We start from the raw sequence: 24,023 nt of genomic DNA on the forward strand, positions 1-24,023 counted from the left end.
CCGGCGGCCGTCTCGCACCGGCGGCTCAGGCGACCGCACGACCGGCGAGCTCGCCCAGGAACCGCAGTGCGGCCCGCGCGGTCGCGTCGTTCTGCCGGAACGCGGGCCCGCCGGTGCGCGGCCGGGTGAAGGCGCCGGGTGTGCGGCCGTCGGTGTGCGGCCCGAGGGCGAAGCGCCGGGGGTGCGGGCGCCCGGACCGGTCCAGGAGCCGGCCGTCGGCACGGTCCACCCGCAGCAGCCCGTCCGGACTCTCGGCGGCCCCCTCGTCGTGCAGCGCGCGCAGCAGCGGATCGAGGGCCCGCCGGACGGTCGGCTCGGGCAGCCGGGCCTCGACCAGGGCCCGCGCCTCGACCGAGTGGCCCGGGACGGTGGGGCTCGACGCCCGGAACATCCCGTCCTCGGCGCGGACCTCCATGTCCGCCCCGACGAACCTGAGCACCCCGGCCCGGGACAGCGCGAGCAGCTGCCGCAGCCGGGGGCCGGGCGGCCCGGAGGCCAGATAGCTGAAGAACCCGTGCCACCAGCCACCGATGTCCCCGAGCCGCACCAGCTGCCCGTAGACGGAGAGGAGTCCGAGGAACACGGCCAGGTCGGGGCTGTAGCGGGGATCGTGCCGCCGGCTCAGATCGGCCTCGACATACTCCCGCAGCCCCTCCTGGAACGCCTCGTGCGTCGCGTACCGCTTCCCCTCCAGCGGCCGGTCGAGCGCGGCGAGGTCGAGCCGGTCACGGGGATCGGGCACGGCGGAGGCCACCAGGGTCTCCCGTTCGAGGGCCACGTCGACGGCCGCGTACTTCTCCTCGAAGTCGGTCCAGGACATCGCGGTCCGCTCCGGGTGCACGGTGAACAGCCGGTGGTAGTGGGCGAATCCGAGCTCCTTCTCCACCAGCGGCCACACGTCCCGCCGGAAGTCGACGCCCCCCGGCCGGGCGAGCAGTCCGTCTATCCGGGCCGGCCCCAGGAAGCGGGGCAGCGGCGGCCGCTCGCCGGTCCAGTCGTAGCCGATCTTCGAGTGGTACGGCACCCCGCGCCGCGATCCGACGTGCAGGACCGGCTCGCGCCCGGACGGGACATAGGTGTCCCCGTCGTACCGTCCGCCCCGGCCCTCGGTCAGCAGCGCCATCAGGTCGACGAAGGCGAGCCCGAACCCGCGGACCAGGACCGGTTCGCCCGGCGCGAGCGCGGACAGGTCGCTGTCGGCGGTGAAGTCGGGGGGCAGGTGGACGAGGTCGTGGGTGCGGGCGTACGCCGCCAGGTCCCGCTGCTCGTCGTCGAGTTCGGCGTCGAGGTGGCCGAGGGCGAGGACGACCAGGTCGGCGAGGAGCGGGCGCGGTCGGCCCTCCAGCCAGACCTGCTGGCGTCCCTCGCGCGGTCCGCTCACCCGCAGGGCACGTCGCGGGTGGTGGTGGACGGACACGGACGGCGGCAGCGCGGCCACCGCCTGCTCGTGCACCCAGCGCAGGTACGCGCCCTGGAGCTGCCGGTCGGCGAAGGTGCGGCCGTCGATGCCGGCCCACTCGTGCAGGGTGGGGCCGGGGCGCACGGGTCCGGCCATGTCCACCGTCTCGTCGGTGAACATGGTGACGTCCTCGGCGTGCGAGTTCATCCACAGCAGCGGTGACTGCGCCTCGCGCCAGATGCGTCCGGCGCCGGGCTCATGCGGATCCACCAGGTGCAGGTCGAGGCCCGAACCGTCGTGGAGCTCGGGGGCGTTGGCGGCGATCCGCTCGATCAGACCGGTCCCCCGCGGCCCGGCTCCGACGATCACCAGCGAACGCCTCATCGGGTGCGCCCCGTACCGTGGGTGTGATGTCTGTCCGTGGGCGCATCGGCCGGCCGGAGTGCGGCGGGGGCTTGGGCAAGGGTGTCGGAGGACATGCGAAGGCTCCGTGACATCGAGTCGGTCGAACTCGGGCGGGTGCCTTCACACGGACACAAGAGATACGGCCGAGCCCCTCAGCAGGGCCGTATCCGCCGAGACTACGGGGCCGTTTCCCCGCACTGTCAAGGTTGTCCACACTGTGAGCCGTACGTCTCAGGCTGGTTGACGCCCCACCGAATGCCTGTTCCACTTGCCTCATGCACCCACAGCAGTGGCTGGTCAAGCGCTCCCACATCGACTTCGGTCGCGTGTGGTCCTCTTCCTGTTGAGCCGACCCGCTGCTCGCCCTGCTTCCGGCGGGGCGCCTTTCGCGTTCTCCTCCTCCGCCTTCACACGGGCCCCTCCCCTCACCCGGTGTTCCTCGCATCCAGCAGACCGCTTCACCCTGATCACCGCGGAGTCCCCTTCTCGACGGACTCGGCGATAACGACCCGCCTCTGCGGCCGAAAAAGAATCTCCAGCGGCCTGAAGCGCCGTCAGAACCGATACCCGCAAGCCGACGGCGGCGGGCCCGGCGAATCCGCGCACGGCGAATCCCCGTGGCCGGAACGGCGTTGAGCAGCGGATTCGTCCCGGCGGTGCCGTTCACCCGTACGCGCCAGCACTCACCCGTACGCCGTGAAGAATCATATTTCACTCACAGTCAGCAGCCGTATGGGACACGACCCTTGGGGTACCTGGGCTCTCGACGTATTCGCTGTGCACCAGTACCGTCACAAACCCCCCGCGCGGCGGCTATTCACTTGGCGCGCGATCCGCATCATGGATGACCATAGGGATACAAGAGCAAGACAGACCGCTGTGAGAGGAGGCGTCCATGGGATCGGTGCGCAAGGCGAGTGCCTGGCTGGGCCTCGTTGACGACAACGATGACGAGCGTTACTACGACGACGACGGATACTCCGAAGGGACCGAGCCCGGGGATGCCTGGGTCACCGACCCGCGGGTCAAGGTGGCCTCGGACGTCGCCGAGGAAAAGGGCCGCCGGATCGGCACGGTGACCCCCGACAGCTTCAGAGACGCCCGCGCCATCGGCGAACTGTTCCGTGAGGGCGTCCCCGTCATCATGAACCTGACCGCGATGGAGGCCGGTGACGCCAAGCGCGTCGTCGACTTCGCGGCCGGGCTGATCTTCGGGCTGCGCGGTTCCATCGAGCGCGTGTCCACCCGGGTGTTCTTGCTGACCCCCGCCAACACCGAGATCGTGAACGGCGATCCCGCGCAGCACCGCACGGACGGCTTCTTCAACCAGAGCTGAGGCAGGGCCGCTCGCCGGCCCTGCCCCAGGCAGGGTTCACCGGAAGGCGTCCAACCCGGTGAGTGCCTTGCCCAGCACCAACTGATGCATCTCGACGGTGCCCTCGTACGTCAGCACCGACTCGAGGTTCGTCGCGTGCCGCATGACGGGGTATTCGAGGGAGATCCCGTTGGCACCGAGGATCGTCCGTGACGTGCGGCAGATCTCGATGGCCTCGCGGACGTTGTTGAGCTTGCCGAAGCTGACCTGCTCGGGACGCAGGCGGCCGGCGTCCATGCGCCGCCCCAGATGGTGGGCGAGCAGAATCCCCTTGTGCAGTTCGACCGCCATGTCGGCGAGTTTGGCCTGGGTGAGCTGGAAGCCCCCGATGGGCCGCCCGAACTGCTCCCGTGTCTTCGCGTAGTCGACGGCGGTCTCGAAACACGACCGCGCCGCCCCCATCGCACCCCACACGATCCCGTACCGGGCGTGCGAGAGACAGCTGAGCGGCCCCTTGAGCCCGACGACCTCCGGCAGCACCGCGTCGGCGGGCAGCCGTACGTCGTCCAGGACGAGCTCGCTGGTGACGCTGGCCCGCAGCGACCACTTGTGCTTGATCTCCGGCGCCGAGAAACCCGGGGTGCCGGCCGGCACCACGAACCCGCGGATCCCGTCGTCGGTCTGCGCCCACACGACGGCGACCCCGGCGACCGAGCCGTTGGTGATCCACATCTTGCGCCCGTTGAGGACCCAGTCCGTGCCGTCCTTCTTGGCGTACGTCCGCATCGCTCCGGGGTCGGAGCCGTGATCGGGTTCGGTGAGCCCGAAGCAGCCGATCACCTCGCCGGCGGCCATCCGCGGCAGCCAGGTCTGCTTCTGCTCCTCACTGCCGAAGCGGTGGATCGCGTACATGGCGAGCGAGCCCTGCACGGAGACGAGAGAGCGGATCCCGGAGTCGGCGGCCTCCAGCTCCAGACAGGCGAGCCCGTACTGCACGGCGGAGGCTCCCGCGCACCCGTATCCGCTGAGCGACATCCCGAGAGCGCCGATCTCCCCGAGCTCCCGGGCGAGTTCCCTGATCCCCGGCAGCTCGCCCTTCTCGTACCAGTCGGCGACATGGGGCAGGACGCGGTCGGCGGCCCAGGTCCGCACGGTCGCGCGGATCGCCAGGTCCTCCGGCTCCAGCAGGTCGTCGATACCGAGGGGGTCGGCGGGGTCGAACGGGGGCATGGCACATCCTCCGGCAGAAGGGCTCCAGCGGGCGGGCGACTGGAAACAGCGGGCGACTGGAAACTAGCACCGCTAATTTAGGCTTCCGTCGCCGACGTTACAGCGCGCTCCGCCGCACATCCAGACGCCGGTCAGGCGGAGACGCGTGACTCCGCGACTTCCCTGGGCGCCGGAAGCCCGACCGCCTCCGGGGCCTCGCCGCACTGCATCGTGCGCGGCAGCCGCAGCGCCATCACCGCGCCCAGCAGCAACAACCCCGCACTCACCAGCAAGGTCACGTGCAGCCCGTGCACGAAGGAGTCCTGTGCGGCCCGGCGCAGGGCCACGCCCGCGGGTCCGCCGAGGCGTCCGGCCACCTCGTAGGCCTCGCCCAGGGAGTGTCCCGCCGACCTGGACGCCGCCTCGGGGACGCCGGGCACACCGGAGAGGCCGGGCGTGTACGCCGCGTTCATCACACTGCCGAGCAGCGCGATCCCGATGCCCGCCCCGAGCTGGTACGAGGTCTCGCCGATCGCCGCGGCCCCGCCCGCCTGCTCCGGCGGTGCCTCGCTGAGCATCGACTCGTACGCCCCGAAGAGCGTCGTCTCCAGGCCGAACCCGAGCAGCACGAACCCGAACACCAACAGGCCCGTGTTGTCCGCGTCTCCCATGGCGGTGAGCAGCAGCACGGCCAGGGCCGTCAGGCAGAACCCGGCGCTCACCATCAGGCGCGGCCCGAAGCGCCGCAGCAGACGCGCCCCGGCCAGTCCCGCCGCCATCGCGGCGATGGTCAGCGGCAGCAGCCGTAGACCGGTCTCCAGCGGGGACAGGCCGAGGACCAGCTGGAGATACTGCGCCGCGATCAGTTCGAGCCCCACCAGCGCGAGCATCGCCAGCACGATGCAGCCGACCGAGGTGCTGAACGCGGGACGCGCGAACATCCGCAGGTCCACCAGGGGATGCGTGCGCCGTCGCTGCCGCCGCACGAAGAGGACGAGCAGCGCCGCGCCCAGGACCAGCGGAATCGCGGTGAACGCGTCGAGCTCGCCGCCTCCGAGCCGCTTCACGCCGAGCACCAGGGCGAACAGCCCGGCGGCGGCCGTCAGCGCGCCGACGACGTCCCAGGGGCCCTCGCCGCTGCCCTTCGACTCGGGCAGCAGCAGGCGGCCCACCGGCAGGCTGACCAGCATCAACGGGATGTTGACGAGGAAGACGGAGCCCCACCAGAAGTGCTCCAGGAGGAAGCCTCCGAGCAGTGGTCCGACGGCGGCGCCGACCGCGGCGACGGCGCTCCAGATGCCGATGGCGAGCGCTCGCTCACGCCGGTCGGGAAAGACCTGCCGCAGGATCGACAGCGTCGCGGGCATGATCATCGCGCCGCCGACGCCGAGCAGCGCCCGGGCGAGGATCAGTACCTGGGCGGTGTCCGCGACGGCGGCGACCCCGGAGGCGACGCCGAAGAGGCCGTAACCGAGGAGAAGGACTCTCCTGCGGCCCACGCGGTCGCCGAGCGTGCCGAAGAGGATCAGCAGCGAGGCGCAGACGAGCGGATAGACGTCGACGATCCAGAGCAGTTCTATCGCGCCGGGCTTGAGGTCCTCGGTGACGGCGGGCACCGCGACATGCAGCACCGTCGCATCGAGGGCGACCAGGAGCAGGCTCACGCACAGGACGACGAGGACGACCCAGCGGTTTGCACCGGCCCCGGCCGCCCGACGGCGCAGCATCGCGGCGGCCGTGGTCGTCCCGGACATGTACGTACCTCCCAGATGTTCCCTGGCGTTCGGCGGGCACACGGGGTGGGGACTCCCCATGATCTCAGCCGGAGAGGAGCGGCGGTCTCCGGCCCGCGCAGCGAACGGCGGGTGACACGTCAGCGTACGCGAGTTCGCGTGTACCCCCAGTGGCGGAGCTCTCAGACTTCGGACGGACACGTGTGGCGTACGCCACTTTCGCCGCCTGTCGCCGTGCCCCGTCGGACGGACCGGTACGGCGAGCGGTCGATAATCGGACCCGTGACCGATCTTGGAACGCGCACCGAACCGGCCCTGCGCCGAGCCGCCCCGGCGCTGCTCGGCTACGCGGCCGTCCGCGCCCTGGGCCTGCTCACGCTGGCCCTGTGGAGCGCCGCGCGCGACAAGAGCGCGTACACCCTGCTGACCGCCCGCTGGGACGCGCTCTGGTACACCAGGGTGGCCGAACTCGGTTACGGCTACGAGGTGCGGCTGCCGAACGGCGACGTGCACTCGAACCTGGCGTTCTTCCCGCTCCTGCCCTGGCTGGAGCGGCTGCTGCACGCGACGGCCCCGCTGTCCTACGCCGACGCGGGCTTCGTGGTGGCCCTGCTCGCCTCCCTGGCCGCGGCCTGGGGCGTCTTCGCGGTGACGGACCAGGTGTACGGCCCCCGGGCGGGCGTGTGCGCGGTGCTTCTGTGGGCCGTCCTGCCCGTCGGAATCGTCCAGTCGATGGCGTACAGCGAGTCGCTGTTCACGGCGCTGGCGGCCTGGTCGCTGTACGCGGTGCTGACCGGCCGCTGGGTGACGGCGGGCCTGCTGGCCTCCCTGGCGGGCCTGACCCGCCCGGTGGGCCTGGCGGTGGTCGCGGCGGTGTGGGCGACGGGTATCGCCGCGTACCTGCGGGACCGACGGGACCGCGACCCGTCCGCGTCCGCCACGGACGGGGAGGAGGGAACCGCCTCGGCCGTGCGCGCCCCGAGCGCCCCGCACGCCGGCCCTTCCGTGCGGAACCGGAGCGCGGCCGGGGAGCGCGGCGCACAGGCCACCGGCCCCTCGCGCACCCCCGCGGCCCTTCCCGACCGCCGCGCCCTGGGCATGGCCCTCGCCCCCCTCGGCGCCGCCGCCTACGTCCTGTGGGTCGGTCACCGCACCGGCAAGGGCCCGTTCGGTTACCTCGACGTGCAGGCGGGCTGGCGCAACGGCTTCGACGGCGGGTACGCCTTCGCCCGATTCGTCGCCGACAAGTTCACGTCGTTCCCCTCGGCCCTGGCCGGGGCCGGACTGATCGTCGGCGTCGGGCTGGTGGTGTGGCTGTACGTCGTCTGCGCACGGCAGGGCCAGCCGCTCCCCCTCCTGGTGTACGCCGGCGTCGTCACCGCCCTCGCCCTGTGCGCGTCGAGCTACTTCGGCTCGAAACCGCGCCTGCTGATGCCCGCTTTCCCTCTGTTGCTCCCCCTCGCCCTGACCCTCGCCCGCTCAAGGACCCGCAGGTCAACCGCGATCGTGACCCTGATCGCCATCGCCTCCGCCCTGTACGGCGCCTTCTGGCTGAACGGCTCCGGTCCACCATGATCGCCCCGGGCCGCCGATGAGCGCCCGGAGAATTCCACCCCATGATTCGGTGAACGAATTCATAAGGCCCATAAAACCGGAACCCGGAATGATCAAAGGAATTGAAGGACGCAGCCGCCACCCTTTGCGGAATCACTGGAAATAAAGCCCCGTCTGAGAGGAATCCCACATCACATCGTCATCACAAAGCCGCTGATTCGACGGGGATCAGAGCTCACTCGCTGTAACGTCTTTTGGGTGCGTACCGAACGAAACCCCACCCGTCTGGACCGGGTGTTCGCCAGGCTGGACCGTGAGCCGGAACGGCCGGCCCACCTCAGCGTGCCTCGGGCGAGCCGCCACCGGACCGTCCTCGTGGTCGCCGCCCTGGCGTTCTACCTGGCGATCGTGTGGCTGGTGGTGACCGCCTCGTGGCTGGTCCGCCTCGACTGGCAGGTCATGTTCTTCCGGCCGTACCAGCAATGGGCGTCCATCCACTGGTTCGTCGACTACTACGTGGTACTGGGCCAGCGCGGCCCGACCGCGGTGATGGTCGCGGCCTGGCTGGGCTGGCGTTCCTGGCGGCAGCACACCCTGCGCCCGCTGCTGACACTGGGCACCTCACTGCTGCTGCTGAACATCACGGTCGGCGCCGCCAAGTACGGCATGGGACGGCTCGGACCTCACTACGCGACCGTCATCGGCTCCAACGAGATGGGCCTGGGCGGCGATATATTTCCCAGCGGCCACACCGCCAACGCCGTCGTGACCTGGGGAATCCTGGCGTATCTGGCCTCCACCCCGAGGGCCCGCCGCTGGCTGTCCGCGATCTCCGCGGTGACCTCGCTGGGCGTCGGCATGGCCACCGTCTACCTCGGTACGCACTGGCTGAGCGACGTCGTGCTGGGCTGGATCGCCGGTCTGCTGATCCTGCTCGCGCTGCCCTGGTTCGAGCCGCTGATCGCCCGTACCGAGGCCTACGCCTTCGAGCTGCGCGACCGCCGGCGGGCCCGTGGCGGCGCGAAGGCCCCGGTCCCGGTCACCCCGGTCACGGCGCCCGCGCCCGCCCGCCTCAAGCCGCTCACGGCCCCGCAGAACGAGACGGCGGCCCGCGAGGCCGCCGTCCCGGCGCGTGGCCCCAGGTCGCCCGCCCACATGGCGCCGGGCCCGCACACCACCCGCTCGGAGCGCACCCCGGTCACCCCGGCCGGCAGCCGCCGCCCGCCCCACCCGGACCGGATCGTGCGCGGTACGCCCTCCCCGGCCACCCGGCCGGTCTCCGGCGGCTGATCCGCACCTCGAAGGCAGCGGGGCCGGTACGCACCACCGCCCCGGACATGATTCGGGCCCCGGTTCCTCGACAGGAACCGGGGCCCGCGTCATGCGGTTCAGCCCTTCCAGGCCCGCGCCACGCGGCCGTCCTTCACCTCGAAGTTCAACCGGCCCGTGCGGTACTCCATCGTGATGATCGCCCCCGGCGGCAGCGAGCGGACCGTCGACCAGCCCCGCTCACGCGCGAGCCGCTCGGCGGCGGCGGAGTCGAGGCCGAGGTAGGTGTCCGGGCTGTCCTGGGGTTCGGCGGGCGGTGTCGGAATGGGTGCCATACGGCCACGCTAGGCCCTGCCCGGCGGCCGCGGAAGTCCGGATCCCGCACGCCCCCTGTCACGCTTCTGTCACAGGATCGCCTCACCCGTTTCCCTCGCGCTGCGTCACACGGACGGGCGTTTCCCTAGCCCTTCCGCAGGTATTCGAACGCAATTCCCGCGTGTCGTACGACTTCTGCGAATGCCCCGTGAGAAGGCTTGTCCGAGAACTGGCCCGGGCCCCTTTGTCCACCGATTCCGGACAGGGCCACGCTGGCTGACACCGCATAGGAAATACACGGTTCCGACACAGAACCCCCTTACGCCCCCTGTCGCCGCGCACGCCCGCGCGAGCATCATGGCGTGAGCCGAGCGAAGGGGCGAGCGATGGGGACGCAGACCGTGCAGGCGACGGCACGACCCGTGCGGACCAAGCGGCACGGGCGGCTGGTCGTGGACTGGCTGACCACCACCGACCACAAGAAGATCGGTCACCTCTATCTGATCACGTCGTTCCTGTTCTTCCTGGTCGGCGGGGTCATGGCGCTGCTGATGCGCGCGGAACTCGCCCGGCCTGGGCTCCAGATCGTGGACAACCAGCAGTACAACCAGCTGTTCACGATGCACGGCACGGTCATGCTGCTGCTGTTCGCGACGCCGAGCTTCGCGGGCTTCGCCAACGAGCTGATGCCGCTCCAGATCGGCGCCCCGGACGTGGCGTTCCCCCGGCTGAACATGCTGTCGTACTGGTTCTTCCTGTTCGGCGGCCTGATCGTGATGGGATCGCTGCTGGTGCCGACCGGTCCGGCCGCTTTCGGCTGGTTCGCCTACGCGCCGCTGAACAACTCCGCGCACTCCCCCGGCGTCGGCCCCGACCTGTGGATCATGGGCCTCGCGCTGGCCGGCTTCGGCACGATCCTCGGCGCGGTCAACTTCATCACCACGATCATCGGGATGCGCGCGCCCGGAATGACGATGTTCCGGATGCCGATCTTCACCTGGAACACGCTGTTCACGTCGATCCTGGTCCTGCTGGCGTTCCCGGTGCTGGCGGCCGCGCTGCTGGTCCTGGAGGCCGACCGGCGCTTCGGCTCACAGGTCTTCGAGGCGGACAACGGCGGGGCGCTGCTGTGGCAGCACCTGTTCTGGTTCTTCGGGCATCCCGAGGTCTACATCATCGCGCTGCCGTTCTTCGGGATCATCACGGAGATCATCCCGGTCTTCAGCCGCAAGCCGATCTTCGGCTATCTGACGCTGGTCGCGGCGACGATGTCGATCACCGGTCTGTCGATCGTGGTGTGGGCGCACCACATGTTCGTCACCGGCGCGGTCCTGCTGCCGTTCTTCTCCTTCATGAGCTTCCTGATCGCCGTCCCGACGGGCGTGAAGTTCTTCAACTGGACCGGGACGATGATCAAGGGCTCCCTGTCCTTCGAGACGCCGATGCTGTGGGCGACCGGCTTCCTGGTGACGTTCCTGTTCGGCGGCCTGACCGGGGTGCTGCTGGCCTCGCCGCCGCTGGACTTCCACGTCTCGGACACCTATTTCGTCGTGGCGCACTTCCACTACGTAGTGTTCGGCACGGTCGTCTTCGCGATCTTCGGCGGGCTGTACTTCTGGTGGCCGAAGTTCACCGGGAAGATGCTCGACGAGCGGCTGGGCAAGATCCAGTTCTGGACGCTGTTCGTCGGCTTCCACACCACGTTCCTGGTGCAGCACTGGCTGGGGGCCGAGGGCATGCCCCGCCGGTACGCCGACTACCTCGCGGCCGACGGCTTCACGGCCCTGAACACCATCTCGACGATCGGCGCGTTCCTGCTCGGCGCCTCGACGCTGCCGTTCCTCTACAACGTCTGGAAGACCGCGAAGTACGGCGTGAAGGTGGAGACCGACGACCCCTGGGGCTACGGCCGCTCCCTGGAGTGGGCCACCTCCTGCCCGCCGCCCCGCCACAACTTCACGACCCTGCCGCGGATCCGCTCCGAGTCCCCGGCGTTCGACCTGCACCATCCGGAGTACGCGGCGCTGGCTCCGCAGCCCGAGCCGAAGAGCGAGCAAGCGAGCGAGCGAGGCGGTCGTGAGCCGTCCTGATCGCCTCGGTCAGCTCGGCCGGCTCCAGCACCTCGAAGTCGAAGCCCGTCATCATCACGTGGATCACCATCACGTCGAGGCTCGACGCCCCGGTGCGCAGGACGCAGCTGTCGGGTCCCTCCGCCTCCAGGACCCCGGCGCTCGGTGAGATCCGCTCGGCGGCCCGTTCCTTCGGCACCAGCAGCCGTACGACCGCGTGCGAGGCGTACGCGCGCGTGGAGACCCCTCGCGAGACGTAGGCGGCGAGGTCCTCGGCGGGCGGGGTGCGCGGCGCGAACCGGGGGCCGTGCGGCGGCTTCGGGGTGATCCGGTCGACGCGGAAGGTCCGCCAGTCGTCCCGGTCCAGGTCCCAGGCGACCAGGTACCAGCGCCGCTCGCTGCACACCAGACGGTGCGGTTCGACGGTACGGCGGCTGGCGGCGCCGATGGGGGTCCCCCCGGTCGAGTTTGTTCGAGACTGGGGGCGGTCGCTGTACTCGAAGCGCAGCCGCTCGGCGTCCCGGCAGAGGTCGGCGAGCTCGGTGAGGACGCCCGGGTTGACGGCGGAGGGCTGGGGACCGCGCAGCATCGGCACGGTGAAGGCGTTCAGGGCGCCCACGCGGCGGCGCAGCCGGCTCGGCAGGACCTGCTCCAGCTTGGACAGGGCACGTACCGAGGTCTCGCCGATGCCCTCGATGCCCTGGCCCGCGGCCGTGCGCAGGCCGACGGCGACCGCGACGGCCTCGTCGTCGTCCAGGAGCAGCGGGGGCAGCTCGGCGCCCGCGCCCAGCTGGTAGCCGCCGCCGGTGCCGGGGCTGGCGTTGACGGGGTAGCCCAGCTCGCGCAGCCGGTCCACGTCCCGGCGCACGGTGCGCGCGGTGACGCCGAGGCGGTCGGCGAGGTCGGCGCCTGACCATGCGCGGTGGGCCTGGAGAAGCGAGAGCAGGCGCAGAAGTCGTGCCGAGGTCTCCAACATGATGCCGAGTCTGCCAGCCATCGCGGACAGAAGCTGTCCGCAAGCCTTCCTACCTTGGACTCATGGCAGACAACAGCGCGACCGCGAAGAACCGTGAGATCCGCCCCTTCCGGATCGACATCCCGCAGGCGCAGCTCGACGACCTGCACACCCGCCTGGACCTCACCCGCTGGCCGGACGAGCTCCCGGAGGCCGGCTGGGAGTACGGCGCCGCCCTGCCGTATCTGCGCGATCTCGCCGCGTACTGGCGGAGCGCCTACGACTGGCGCAAGCACGAGGCAGCCCTCAACGAGCTCCCGCAGTTCGTCACCGAGATCGACGGCGCCCAGGTGCACTTCCTGCACATCCGCTCCGCCCGGCCGGACGCGCTCCCGCTGATCCTGACGCACGGCTGGCCGGGGTCGGTGATCGAGTTCCTCGGCGTGATCGGCTCGCTGAGCGAGGACTTCCATCTGGTGATCCCGTCCATCCCGGGCTTCGGCTTCTCCGGGCCGACGCGCGACAAGGGCTGGAACGTCAACCGGGTGGCCCGCGCGTGGGCGGAGCTGATGCGCAGGCTCGGCTACGAGCGCTACGGCGCCCAGGGCGGCGACATGGGCGCGCTGATCTCCCCCGCGCTCGCCCGGATCGCGCCGGAGTCCGTCGTCGGCGTCCATGTGAACGCCGCCTCGGTCGGCTTCATCCCGCTCGGCCCGGTCGACGAGCAGGCGCGGGAGGGGCTGACCGACCGGGAGCGGAAGAGCCTTGCGAGCATCGCCGAGTTCACCACGGACGGCTTCGGCTACAACGCCCTCCAGTCGACCCGCCCGCAGACCCTGTCCTACGGGCTCACCGACTCACCCGTCGGTCAACTGGCGTGGATCATGGAGAAGTTCCAGGCGTGGACGCACTCCTCGGCCGCGCTGCCCGAGGACGCGATCAACCGGGACACGCTCCTGACGAACGTGATGCTGTACTGGCTGACCGGCACCGCCGGTTCCGCGGCCCGCATGTACTACGAGAACAGCCATGTGCCGGACTGGTTCCCGACGCAGACCTCGGGAGTGCCGACCGCGGTGGCCAACTTCGGCGAGGACGTGGCGATCCGCCGCTGGGCCGAGCAGGCCAACACCCTCGTCCGCTGGACGGAGTTCGACCGCGGCGGCCACTTCGCCGCCCTGGAGGTGCCCGAGCTGCTGGCCGGTGACGTCAGGGAGTTCTTCGGTTCACTGCGGTGAGGGGCACGCGGTGACGGACACCGACAGGTCGTTGTCCCGCGTGTAGTACGGCCCGGCCTCCACCGGGCCGTACGCCGTGTCCACCCGCGCGCGTGGATAGGTGAAGACGGGCTTCTTGTCGGCGACGTCGTCGAGCAGCCGCGCGATCCGCACCCGCGGCCCGCTCTCGCCGTGCGGCCGCAGCCACAGGTCCCAGACCCCGGGCCCGAGTGCCGCGTACCCGACCGAGAGGCCGAACCGGGTCGCGTCCACGGCGACTTCGATGCGACGGGCGGCGGCCGGGGAGTGCCGGGGGCCCACCTCGGCACAGGCGCCCGGGGCGAACCCGGTACCGAACAGCCGCCCGCGCACGGTCACTCCGGCGCCCTGGACCCGGACCTCGCCCGCCTCGGCGTGCGGGGCGCGCAGCCAGCTGCGGACGGTGAGGTCGCCCTGCCGGGTCGCGTAGGGGATGCGGACGGCGACATGGCCGCGGGAGCCGCTCGGAATGCGGGCGGCGAGCGCGCGCAGGTCGGTGGCGCCGGGCGCGAGGCGCAGCGGCTCGTCGTCGGCCACGCACGCGTACGCGTCCCAGCGGCCCTCGGGCAGGGCGACCGTGCTGGGCAGAGCGGCGCGCAGCCTTCCGTCGGCGGCCGGGGCCAGCGGCAGTCCCACTTCCTCGTCGCCGTCACGCCGGCGCAGCACCAGGTGGGCCGTCCCGCACGCCCCGCCGGCGGTGACGTCGAAGGTCAGTCCGCCCGCGGAGTCGGCGACACAGTCGGCGCGCAGTTGTACGCCCTGCCCGGCGGGCATGGTCCTCCCGTGGTTCATGGTGCCCTGTCAGACCGTCGGACACCCCCATTGGTTGCGTGCGTGCGGTGACTCACTGCTGATACGGCAGTTGCGGAACGTCGAAGCACGTGCGGTCCATGTCGCCCTGGGAGACCCAGCCCCGGCCGTCCTGCCAGCGGGCCACCGAGAGACAGGTTCTCCGGGACCTCGGCGGCTCGGCCAGCCGCTCGAACCGGACGGGGACGAGCAGGCCGTCCGCGGTGTAGTCCTGACTGTGGTCCATGCGGGCGTCGACGCACGCGCGCGTGACGCCTTGTGGGGCACACGACTTCGCGGCGTCCGTGAACCACTTCGCGGCCGCCCAGCCCTCCAGCTGCCACTGGGAATGCGTCCTGAGGCCCTTGGTGGCGTCCCCGAACTCGCGCACGGCCGCGTTGCCGACGTCCTCGTAGTTCCGGCTGGACCCGGTGGCCCACAGGGCGTTGCGGCAGTGCGGGGCGTCCTTGTAGTCGTCCTGGACGGTGGAGGCCCAGTTCTGCACGTTGGTGACCTTGGCGGTGACCTCGACGCCGGCCTTGTCCATCGCCTCGCACAGCTGGGCGTTGCCGTGGCTGTCGACGGCGTCGAAGACCAGGTCGGCGCCCTGTTCCTTCAGGTCGGCCGCGACGGCACGGAAGTTGGGCAGCGCGAAGTCGACCTGCTCGGTGACGACCTTGTAGCCCTCGGCCTTCAGCCCCTGCTCGACGAGCCGGGCGTAGGCGGCGGAGGCGGCCTGGTTGTACGACACGACGGCCGCCGTACGGGCTCCGTGCTCGCGCTTGAAGTAGCGGTAGACCTCGGTGCCGCCGTACTGCCTGCCGTCCCAGCCGGTCGTGCCGTCCCGGGGCGCGAGGCTGCCGTAGATTCCGTAGAGGTGCGGCCAGGTGTCGTAGGCGGCGCCAATGGGCTGGCCGCCGATGTCGGGCACGCGCGCGTGGGAGACACGGGAGGCTCCCGCGTAGTCGAGGACGGTGGTGGCGACCAGGGCGACCACTTTGTCCTCGTCGATCAGCCGGTGCACACAGGTGTTGTTGCCGACGCCGCTGCCCCCGTCGTCGCACTCGCGCACCTCGATCCGGCGGCCGTCGAGGCCTCCGCGCGCGTTGAGGCGCTCGAAGTACGCCTTGGCGCCGTCGCGCGGGCCGGTGAAGGCGCTGCCGCCGACCGGGCTGGTGGCGCTGGTGACGATGCCGACGCGGATCGGGGTGCTGTCCTGAGTGGGGCTCGCCCGCTCCCGGTGCTCGAAGTCGCTCTCCGGCAGCCGGCTGCCGCACGCCGTGCCCAACACGAGCAGCAGGACCGCGAGGGCGGCCTCAGCAGCCCGGAAGAGCCGAGGCCGTGGCATTGCCGCTCAACTGCACGAGCGCGCACAAGGTGTTGACCGACACCTTCCAGGTGCCGTCCTGTTCGACGGCCGTACCCGAGGCGTCCGGCAGGGCGGTGGCACCGTTCAGCATCAGGGTGTACGTCACGTCGGCCGCGGTCGGCTTGGTGAACCCGACCTTGGTCACCTTCGCCTGCACCTGTCCGCCGCGCTGGTCACCGCTGAAGGCCTGGAGCACCGGCCCCATCTCGTCGCCGTTCTCCAGGACGGCCTGCTTGTCCTTGGTGGAGGTCTTCGGGTCGAAGAACTTCTCCCAGTTCGTCCTGATCTCCCGCCGGGCGGCCGCCGCGTCGGCGGGTCCGCTCGGTGACGGTGCCGCCGAAGGCGTGGTCCGCTCCACGGACGGCGTCGGCGGCGGGCTCTCGCTGCCGCCGCCGCTGTCGTCGCTGCACGCCGAGAGGGCCACGACGAGGGCGAACCCCACCGCCATCAGCCCCCGGCTGCCGTTCCCCCACGTGCGGTCGCTCCCGAGAACCATCTGGCTCACCACCGGGTGTCGGTCCGGGCCACGTGCGCCCGGTGCTTTCAGGGTCAGCTTCAAGAAGGCATAGTGCAAGCGATTGGCTTACATGGACAGGCATGCGACATGTGGGAGCCAGAGATGCGGACAGCCCGACTGCGGACCGTGCACCCCGTCCTGTGGGCCGGCTGGGCCGCGCTCGCCGCGGGCGCGGTGCTCTGCGTCCTCGGCTGGTACGGCGTGGCGGGCGAGCTCTACGCCGAGCGGCAGCTGCCCTACCTCGCCTCCTGCACGGTGCCCGGGGCCGCGTTGATCGTCGCCGGGGCGGTGCTCCTCACCCACGGCCGGGGCGCGCTCGCCGCCGCGCGTGTGGAGGAGCTGTACGGCCTCCTGGTCGCCGCGGAGCCCACCGGGGCCGAGGAGTCCGGCACGGCGGCCGACGCGCCCCTGGCGGTCAGCGGGGACCTGCTGATGGTGCCCGGCGGCACCCTCTGGCACCGCGCGGACTGCCCGCTGGTCGCCGGGAAGGTCGAGTCGATCCCGGTGGACGCCAAGCTCCTGGCGAGCGGTGAGCTGGGACCCTGCCCGATCTGCGAGCCCGTCGAGGAAACCGACTGATGTCGTCGCTGACCTACGACCTGACCCTCGCCGGGTTGTCGGTCGGCAGTGCGGCCGCGCTCACCGGAATCGGCCTGATCGTGACGTACCGCGCGACCGGGGTGCTGAACTTCGCGCACGGGGCGATCGCCATGGTGTGCGCGTACGTGCTGCGGCAGTGCGTGGTCGAGTGGGGCTGGCCGCTGTGGGCCGGGGCCGCGGTGACCCTGCTGCTCCTGGCACCGGCCCTCGGCGTGCTGCTGGAGCGTTTCGTCTTCCGGCCCCTGTCCGTCCTGGGCGGCGATCCGGCCCAGACCCTGGTGGCCTCCCTCGGCGTCTTCGTGCTGCTGGTGGGCGGGGCCGCGCTGCTGTGGGGCCAGGGCGCCCGGGACGACGTCCCGGAGCTGGTGTCGGCGGACCCGTGGGGACAGCTGGCGGTCGCCCTGGTGCTGGCCGCGGGTGTGGGCGCGGTGATCCGCTGGACGCGCTTCGGGCGGGAGCTGCGGGCCGTCGTGGACGACCGCGGGCTGGCCGTGCTCGGCGGGATCGACGCCGACCGGGTGGCGGCGGCCGGCTGGGCGTTCGGGTCGTTCACGGCGGGCCTGACGGGCGTCCTGCTGGCCCCTTACGTGCGCCTGGACCCGTACGGGCTGCCCCTGCTCGTCATGGAGGTGGTGGCGGTCGCGGTGGCCGCGCGGATGCGCAGCCTGCCGGTGGCGGTGCTGGTGGCGCTGGCCATCGGGGTCGGACAGAGCCAGCTGACGAGACTGCACCCCTCGGGCTGGGGCGAACCGCTGCTCCAAGCGGTGGGGGCGAACCTGTTCGTCGTGGCCCTGCTGATCGCGTCCTTGGCACTCCCCGGCGTCGGCGCCCGGGACGCGCTCCCGCGCACGGCCACCGCGCGCGTGCCGACCCCTCAGGGCGCGTGGATCGTCGCGGTGGTGCTGTTCCTGCTCCCGTTGGGCTTCGCGGGTTCGGACCTGCACACCTCGGTGCAGGTCCCGGCGCTGGGCGTGGTGCTGCTCTCCCTGGTGGTCGTGACGGGCCGGGGCGGCCAGATCTCCCTCGGCCAAGCGGCCTACGCGGGCCTGGGCGCCCTGTTCACGGCCCTGCTGGCGGCGGGCCGCTTCCCGGGCCTGCCCCGCCTGCCGGAACTGGCGGCGCTGGCTCTGGCGGTGGTCCTGGTGGCTCCCCTGGGCCTCCTGACCGGCTGGCCGGCGATCACCCGCCGGGGCCTGGCACTGGCCCTCGCGACCTTCGCGGTCGGCGTCGGCGTGAGCCGCTTCGTCTTCGCCCAGCCCTACGCCACCTCCGGCCTGTCCCTGGACCGTCCCGAGGGTTTCGACGGCGACCGCGCGTATTACGTCCTGGAGCTGGCCCTGCTGGCCCTCGCCCTGCTGGCGACCCACGCGCTGCGCAGAGGCCGCACGGGCCGGGCCCTGGCCGCCCTGCGCGACCACGAGTCCGGAGCCTCGGCGGCGGGCGTCCGGGTCCCCGCCCTGAAGCTCCTCGCCTTCGTCGCGGGCGCCGCGTTGGCCGCCCTGGGCGGCGGAATGCTCGGCATGGGCCTGCGCGCCTTCGACCCGACCGCCTACGACCCCGTCCGCGGCCTGCTCTGGTTCGCCGCGGTCGTCGTCCTGGGCGCCGACAGCACCCTGGGTGCTCTCGGAGCGGCGGCTCTGCTGGTCGGCCTGGACGCGGGGGCCCGGGGTGGGGTGGCGGCGGCGCTGATCGGGGTGCTGGCGGTGCTGGTGGGCCGCTTTCCCGGGGGGCCGTACGAGGCGGTGCGGACGGTGGCGGGGCGACTGAGGCCGAGCAGGCCGGCCGTTCTGACCCCGCTGGGAGCCGAGGTGGGACAACGCCTGCGCACATCCCTCCGTGCACCCACGTCCACGTACACCTCCACGCCCAAGCCCGCACCCGGCCACGAACCCCGCACCGGTGGTGCGGGTGGGAACACGACCCCGGCCGAAGGGCGGGCAGTTCTCACCACCCATGACCTCCACGCCCGCTACGACGGCTTCACCGCCCTCGCCGGAGTCGACCTCACCATCCACCCCGGAAGAATCACCGCGATCATCGGCCCCAACGGAGCAGGGAAGTCCACCCTCTTCCACTGCCTCGCGGGAACCCTCCGCCCCTCCCAGGGCCAAGTCCGCTACGGCGACCGAGACATCACCCACCTGTCCCCCCACGCCCGCACCCGCCTCGGCATCGCCCGCACCTTCCAGCAACTCGCCGTCTTCCCGACCTTGACGGTGGCCGAGAACGTCCAGGTGGGCGCGGAACAGGGCCACATCCCGGACCCGACAGCGACGGACCGCGCACTGAGACTGTTCGATCTGAACGGCCCCCTCCGACACGCCCCCGCCGCCGGCCTCCCCACCGGCACCCTCCGCCGGGTGGAACTCGCCAGAGCACTCGCCGGCTCTCCGAGCGTCCTGCTCCTCGACGAACCCGCCGCCGGTCTGGACACCGCCGAGGTCACCGCCCTGGCCCGCGTCCTCAGGGCCCTCGCGGCGGACGGCACCGCCCTCCTCGTCGTCGAGCACGACCTCGACCTGGTCGCCGACCTCGCGGACGTCGTGCACGTCATGACAGGGGGGCGCGTCATCGCCTCCGGCCCCCCGGCCCACGTGCTGGACACGCTCGACGCCCGGGAGACCGCCGTATGACACCGAAGACCGCCGTCTCCCTGCGCCACGCGCGCGTGCGCTACGGCCCGCTGGAGGTCCTGCACGGCATCACCCTCAGCGCCCCGGGCCCCGGCCTGACCGTCCTGCTGGGCCGCAACGGCTCCGGCCGTACGACGGCGTTGCGCGCCCTGGCCGGAACAGTGCCGCTCACCGACGGCTGCGTGGTGTGGGACGGCACCGACGTGACCCGCGTACCGGCGTACGAGCGGGCTCGCCGCGGTCTGTGCCTGGTCCCCGAGCGCCGGGCGGTGTTCGGGTCCCTCACCGTCCGCGAGAACCTCGAACTCGCCGCCCCCGCCCCTGATCCGGCGCTGGACGCCTACCCGCAGCTGGCCGCCCTGCTGCCCCGCCGCGCCGGCACCCTCTCCGGCGGTGAGCAGCGCATGCTCGCCCTCTCCCGCGCGCTTCTGGCACGCGCGCGCGTGGTTCTCGTCGACGAACCCGCGCAGGGCATGTCCCCCACGGTCGCGGTCCGCACATACGAACTCCTCGCCGGGCTGGACGCGTGCGTGGTCGTGGCCGAGCAGCGGCTCCCTCCCGCGCTGCAGGACCGGACGACGATCGTGTACGAACTGCGGCGCGGTGAGGTCGTGTTCAGCGGGGAGGCGGCGGAGCTGCGTACGGGGCGAGCCTGACCGCCCCGTACGCCTCCAGCCGTCAGCGGACAGCTGTCAGATGTCGAGGCGCTGCCCGGGCACGATCATGTCGGGATCGGCGCCGATGACGTCCTTGTTGACGGCGTAGAGCTTCTGCCAGGTGGTCCCGTGCCGGGCGGCGACCTTGCTCAGCGTGTCGCCGGGGCGGACGGTGTAGTCGCCGCGGGAGGCGCTGCGGTCGGCGTGGTTCTCCGAACGGGTCGGGGTCCTGGCCGGCTCGGCAGGAGCGGCCTTGGTCGTCTTGGACGAGGTGACCGCCGAGCCGGAGGAGGCGGCGGGCGCGCCGCCGTACGCTCCGGCGCGTGCCGAGCAGGTCGGCCAGGCGCCCCAGCCCTGGGCGCCCTGGACCTTGGTGGCGACCGCGATCTGCTGGGACTTGGTGGCCTGGTCGGCGGTGGCCGCGTAGGCCGTACCGCCGTACGCGCGCCAGGTGCCGGCGGAGAACTGGAGTCCTCCGTAGTAGCCGTTCCCGGTGTTGACGTGCCAGTTCCCGCCGCTCTCGCACTGGGCGATGCGGTCCCACACTCCGCCGTCCGCCGCCACCGAGTTGCCGGCCGCGGCCAGCAGTCCGAGGGGCGCGAGCAGGGCGGCCCCGGCGAGGGCCACGGTGGTTCGGGTCTTACGAGCGTTGTCGCGCGTGGTATCGGCACATTCGGACATGTAGTTCCCTCTCGAAGGACTCGGGGTCCCCCAAGGCGGGGCGCGCTTCCGGCGCAGGGGCCGGGTGGTCGCGCTCCGCCCCGTCCGCCGGAAGGTGGTGCGTGGTGCTGGCTTCGTGCGTCGGCGGACGTTCCCGAGCGGTGCTCGCTGCACACGGCGGAGGAATGTAGAGAGCCTGTGGAGGCGTCAGCAACCAACTCCTCGTCGCTCCAGGCCAGTTAGCCGTTACCGCGGGTATCGTCGATTTCCGGTCACCCACTTCATTCATTGATTTCCTGATTTGTCGACCAGTCCTGCCAGTAACCTGTGACCCACTTCACGCAACCAACTTCCTTTGATATCCATGCACTTGACACTGAGTGCCCGATTCCGCACCCCAGGTGACCCTGCGCGGTGTTCGGTTCGATTCCGTTCGCCCTGGGGCGTGACTCCCGCCACAGATCACCCGTTGTCTTCTTCATGAGCCCGGGACCCACCCGGGCACCACATCCGAGGGAGCCACCCGTGCCGCGCATGCTCGACGTCAGCGACGAGGTACGCGCTGAGATCGGCGACGAAGAAGCCGACCGGCTGCTCGCCGGAGAGAACGCCCCCGGCGGCTACGACTGCACGTCCTGCCGCACCCAGGGCGACTCCGAACAGGAGCGCACCAGCACCGTCCTGTTCATCGGCGACGAGACCGCCGTGCTGGCCTTCGCCCACGCCACCTGCCTGCCCTCCCAGGTCGTGCAGGTCACCGAGGAGCAGCTCAGGGGAGCGGTGAAGTCCATCACCGGCGACACCGTCGACCTGGACCCGGACAAGGTCGTACCCGAGCAGGCGGTGCTCGGGGTGACCAGCGGACTCGTCCTGATCGCCGGGGAGTTGCACCCGGCGCTGGTCGTGGAGCCGACCGGGCCGATCGCGCGGCCGGGCGCGACGGGACGCGGCGACGACTTCCTGCCGCTGCTGATCGAGCAGGGGTTCATGCCGCTGACGGCGATCGAGTTGGTGCCGCCCGTGCTGCACGGATGGTCGGTGCTGCTGGCGGTGGGGCAGCTGCACGCGGTGCTCCAGCCGTCGGCGAACGGCGGGCAGCCGGTTGCCTGGTGGCAGGCGCACCAGCCGCTCCAGGTCACGGAGAGCTGGCGGGCGGCCGCCAACAAGCACCAGCAGGTGCTGATGTTCGCCGCACCGGTGGGGTCCATCGGACGGCAGCCCCGCGAGGACCTGCTGCGGGACGCGCTGGACAAGGCGGCGGCGAACGGGAAGTTGGTCGCGGCCGCGATGCCTCTCGCGGGGACGTGAAGCGCGCGGACGTGAAGCGCGCGGACGTGGAGACCGACTGAAGGATCACGCCGGACCGCATCCCCGGGGTCCCCGGTGTCGTTTGGACATACGTGCACCCATACGACGCTCCGCGCCGGTTTCCCGGCGGACCATCGGCCACGCCGATCTACGACGCGCTCTACGCCGAGTACGTCAAGACCTTCCGTTCGCTGCCGGGCGACCGCAGCGGCGAGGAGGAGCTGGGCTTCACCGCGTTCGGGAACATCCCACACGCCTTGGGCTCGTTCAGCAGCGCGTACAGCGCCTACAGCGCGGGGGCGTTCAGTGCCCGCCAGCAGTCGCAGTGGCAGCGGGTGGGACACGTCGGGCAGCAGCAAACCGGGATGCAGCACGTCCCGGCGGCGCTGCCACCCGGTCCGCGCAAAGGGAACTGAGACATGAGGAAGGGCGGCCCCCGGCGGGGGCCGCCCTTCCTCATGCGTACGTCACTTCTTCTTCGCGCCGCGCTTCTCGCGCACCCGCACCGAGATGTGGATCGGGGTGCCGTCGAACCCGAACTCCTCGCGCAGCCGGCGCTCGATGAAGCGCCGGTAGCCCGCCTCGATGAACCCGGAGGCGAAGAGCACGAACCGCGGCGGCTTGGTGCCGGCCTGGGTGCCGAAGAGGATCCGCGGCTGCTTGCCGCCCCGGATCGGGTGCGGGTGGGCGGCGACCAGCTCGCCGAGGAAGGCGTTGAGGCGCCCGGTCGGGACCCGCGTCTCCCAGCCCGCCAGAGCCGTCTCGATCGCGGGGACCAGCTTCTCCATGTGACGGCCGGTCTTCGCCGAGACGTTCACCCGCGGCGCCCAGGCGACCTGGCCGAGCTCGGTCTCGATCTCCCGCTCCAGGTAGTAGCGGCGCTCCTCGTCGAGGGTGTCCCACTTGTTGTAGGCGAGGACGATCGCGCGGCCCGCCTCGACGGCCATCGTGACGATCCGCTGGTCCTGGACCGAGATGGACTCGGAGCCGTCGATCAGGATGACCGCCACCTCGGCCTTCTCGACGGCGGCGGCGGTACGCAGCGAGGCGTAGTAGTCGGCGCCCTGCTGGAGGTGGACCCGCTTGCGGATACCGGCCGTGTCGACGAACTTCCAGGTGACTCCGCCGAGTTCGATCAGCTCGTCGACCGGGTCACGGGTGGTGCCGGCCATCTCGTTGACGACGACCCGCTCCTCGCCGGCCACCTTGTTCAGCAGCGAGGACTTGCCGACGTTCGGACGGCCGATGAGGGCGATCCGGCGCGGACCGCCGATCGCGGTGCCGAAGGTCTGCTGCGGCGCCTCCGGCAGCGCCTCCAGGACGGCGTCCAGCATGTCGCCGGTCCCCCGGCCGTGCAGCGCGGAGACCGGATGCGGCTCGCCGAGCCCCAGGGACCACAGGTACGCCGCGTCGGACTCGCCGCTCAGGCCGTCCACCTTGTTGGCGGCCAGCACCACGGGCTTGCCGGCCTTGCGCAGCAGTCGTACGACCGCCTCGTCGGTGTCGGTGGCACCCACCTTGGCGTCCACGACGAACACGACGGCGTCGGCGGCCTCGATCGCGTACTCGGCCTGCGCGGCCACGGAGGCGTCGATACCGAGGACATCCTGCTCCCAGCCGCCGGTGTCGACGACCTTGAAGCGGCGCCCCGCCCACTCGGCCTCGTAGGTGACGCGGTCGCGGGTGACGCCGGGCTTGTCCTCGACGACGGCCTCGCGGCGCCCGATGATGCGGTTCACCAGAGTCGACTTGCCGACATTCGGACGGCCGACGACGGCGAGCACGGGCAGCGGACCGTGTCCGGCCGCCTCGATGGCACCCTCGACGTCCTCGGGGTCGAAGCCCTCTTCCGCGGCGAGCTCCATGAACTCCGCGTACTCGGCATCGCCAAGCGCCCCGTGGTCGTGCTCCTCGCCCGAGCCCTCGGAGTGGATGTGGTCGTTCATGAAGTCCGTACCTCGTTCATCGTGGTGATCGGTGGATCCCCGGTTTTCCGCCGGTGTGATCCACTA

General features: G+C 71.5%; 19 protein-coding genes and 1 pseudogene. 10 read left to right on the forward strand and 10 right to left on the reverse strand.

Features of this window, described 5'->3' with window-relative positions; genetic code table 11:
• Positions 1–25: 25 nt before the first annotated feature.
• Complete coding sequence (locus tag H293_RS0110615; protein ID WP_028807732.1) at positions 26–1,783, reverse strand: FAD/NAD(P)-binding protein; 1,758 nt, start codon at positions 1,781–1,783, stop codon at positions 26–28.
• 916 nt (positions 1,784–2,699) lie between these two features.
• On the opposite strand from H293_RS0110615, the gene H293_RS0110620 reads away from it, so the two are divergent.
• A complete protein-coding gene (locus H293_RS0110620; RefSeq protein ID WP_020117855.1) occupies positions 2,700–3,140 on the forward strand; it encodes a cell division protein SepF in 441 nt (146 codons plus the stop codon).
• Positions 3,141–3,176: 36 nt separating this feature from the next.
• Here the strand turns inward: H293_RS0110620 and H293_RS0110625 are convergent, their stop codons facing one another.
• Entirely contained in the window at positions 3,177–4,349 is a 1,173-nt protein-coding gene (locus H293_RS0110625) for an acyl-CoA dehydrogenase family protein (protein WP_020117856.1), read from the reverse strand.
• Between the two features lie 131 nt (positions 4,350–4,480).
• Positions 4,481–6,082 carry an MFS transporter gene (locus H293_RS0110630; RefSeq protein ID WP_020117857.1) on the reverse strand — a complete coding sequence of 534 codons (1,602 nt, stop codon included), beginning with the start codon at positions 6,080–6,082 and terminating at the stop codon, positions 4,481–4,483.
• A gap of 261 nt (positions 6,083–6,343) precedes the next feature.
• On the opposite strand from H293_RS0110630, the gene H293_RS0110635 reads away from it, so the two are divergent.
• Both H293_RS0110635 and H293_RS0110640 read left to right on the forward strand, forming a co-directional pair.
• Positions 6,344–7,636 (forward strand): mannosyltransferase family protein, encoded by a 1,293-nt coding sequence (locus tag H293_RS0110635; protein ID WP_020117858.1) that lies wholly within the window; start codon positions 6,344–6,346, stop codon positions 7,634–7,636.
• A gap of 237 nt (positions 7,637–7,873) precedes the next feature.
• A complete protein-coding gene (locus tag H293_RS0110640; protein WP_028807733.1) occupies positions 7,874–8,905 on the forward strand; it encodes a phosphatase PAP2 family protein in 1,032 nt (343 codons plus the stop codon).
• A 98-nt stretch (positions 8,906–9,003) separates the two neighbouring features.
• On the opposite strand, the gene H293_RS0110645 is transcribed toward H293_RS0110640, so the two are convergent.
• Entirely contained in the window at positions 9,004–9,219 is a 216-nt protein-coding gene (locus tag H293_RS0110645; RefSeq protein WP_020117860.1) for an I78 family peptidase inhibitor, read from the reverse strand.
• 366 nt (positions 9,220–9,585) lie between these two features.
• Here H293_RS0110645 and ctaD point away from each other — a divergent pair.
• Positions 9,586–11,157 (forward strand): annotated as a pseudogene (gene ctaD, locus H293_RS0110650) (aa3-type cytochrome oxidase subunit I); the annotation flags it as partial.
• Here the strand turns inward: ctaD and H293_RS54670 are convergent.
• Positions 11,156–12,244: a helix-turn-helix transcriptional regulator gene (locus H293_RS54670; protein WP_106968298.1), complete on the reverse strand. Its 1,089-nt coding sequence runs from the start codon at positions 12,242–12,244 to the stop codon at positions 11,156–11,158. The pseudogene ctaD and the gene H293_RS54670 overlap by 2 nt on opposite strands.
• Positions 12,245–12,306: 62 nt before the next feature.
• Here H293_RS54670 and H293_RS0110660 point away from each other — a divergent pair, with 62 nt between their 5' ends.
• Positions 12,307–13,461: an epoxide hydrolase family protein gene (locus H293_RS0110660; protein WP_020117863.1), complete on the forward strand. Its 1,155-nt coding sequence runs from the start codon at positions 12,307–12,309 to the stop codon at positions 13,459–13,461.
• On the opposite strand, the gene H293_RS0110665 is transcribed toward H293_RS0110660, so the two are convergent.
• From H293_RS0110665 to H293_RS0110675, 3 genes are all read right to left on the reverse strand, one after another.
• On the reverse strand, positions 13,450–14,253 hold the full coding sequence (locus tag H293_RS0110665) for a hypothetical protein (RefSeq protein ID WP_020117864.1): 804 nt from the start codon (positions 14,251–14,253) through the stop codon (positions 13,450–13,452). The genes H293_RS0110660 and H293_RS0110665 overlap by 12 nt on opposite strands.
• Positions 14,254–14,323: 70 nt before the next feature.
• Complete coding sequence (locus H293_RS0110670) at positions 14,324–15,616, reverse strand: ABC transporter substrate-binding protein (protein ID WP_020117865.1); 1,293 nt, start codon at positions 15,614–15,616, stop codon at positions 14,324–14,326.
• On the reverse strand, positions 15,585–16,133 hold the full coding sequence (locus tag H293_RS0110675) for an MTB12 C-terminal domain-containing protein (protein ID WP_259294448.1): 549 nt from the start codon (positions 16,131–16,133) through the stop codon (positions 15,585–15,587). The genes H293_RS0110670 and H293_RS0110675 overlap by 32 nt, the downstream gene beginning before the upstream one ends.
• Before the next feature lie 123 nt (positions 16,134–16,256).
• Here H293_RS0110675 and H293_RS0110680 point away from each other — a divergent pair, with 123 nt between their 5' ends.
• From H293_RS0110680 to H293_RS0110690, 3 genes are read left to right on the forward strand one after another with little or no spacing between them, the layout of a single operon-like run.
• Positions 16,257–16,733: a hypothetical protein gene (locus tag H293_RS0110680; RefSeq protein ID WP_020117867.1), complete on the forward strand. Its 477-nt coding sequence runs from the start codon at positions 16,257–16,259 to the stop codon at positions 16,731–16,733.
• Positions 16,733–19,387 (forward strand): ABC transporter permease subunit, encoded by a 2,655-nt coding sequence (locus tag H293_RS0110685; RefSeq protein WP_028807734.1) that lies wholly within the window; start codon positions 16,733–16,735, stop codon positions 19,385–19,387. The genes H293_RS0110680 and H293_RS0110685 overlap by 1 nt, the downstream gene beginning before the upstream one ends.
• Positions 19,384–20,043 (forward strand): ATP-binding cassette domain-containing protein, encoded by a 660-nt coding sequence (locus H293_RS0110690; RefSeq protein WP_020117868.1) that lies wholly within the window; start codon positions 19,384–19,386, stop codon positions 20,041–20,043. The genes H293_RS0110685 and H293_RS0110690 overlap by 4 nt, the downstream gene beginning before the upstream one ends.
• A 36-nt stretch (positions 20,044–20,079) precedes the next feature.
• Here the strand turns inward: H293_RS0110690 and H293_RS0110695 are convergent, their stop codons facing one another.
• Complete coding sequence (locus H293_RS0110695; RefSeq protein WP_020117869.1) at positions 20,080–20,724, reverse strand: LysM peptidoglycan-binding domain-containing protein; 645 nt, start codon at positions 20,722–20,724, stop codon at positions 20,080–20,082.
• 504 nt (positions 20,725–21,228) lie between these two features.
• Here H293_RS0110695 and H293_RS0110700 point away from each other — a divergent pair.
• Together H293_RS0110700 and H293_RS0110705 are read left to right on the forward strand one after the other, a co-directional pair.
• Positions 21,229–22,011, forward strand: coding sequence for a hypothetical protein (locus H293_RS0110700; RefSeq protein WP_020117870.1), 783 nt, complete (start codon positions 21,229–21,231; stop codon positions 22,009–22,011).
• Between the two features lie 92 nt (positions 22,012–22,103).
• Entirely contained in the window at positions 22,104–22,427 is a 324-nt protein-coding gene (locus H293_RS0110705; protein WP_020117871.1) for a hypothetical protein, read from the forward strand.
• A gap of 51 nt (positions 22,428–22,478) precedes the next feature.
• Here the strand turns inward: H293_RS0110705 and der are convergent, their stop codons facing one another.
• A complete protein-coding gene (gene der, locus H293_RS0110710) occupies positions 22,479–23,957 on the reverse strand; it encodes a ribosome biogenesis GTPase Der (protein ID WP_020117872.1) in 1,479 nt (492 codons plus the stop codon).
• Positions 23,958–24,023: the final 66 nt, after the last annotated feature.

The organism is Streptomyces canus 299MFChir4.1 (genome assembly GCF_000383615.1).
Taxonomy (GTDB): domain Bacteria; phylum Actinomycetota; class Actinomycetes; order Streptomycetales; family Streptomycetaceae; genus Streptomyces; species Streptomyces canus_C.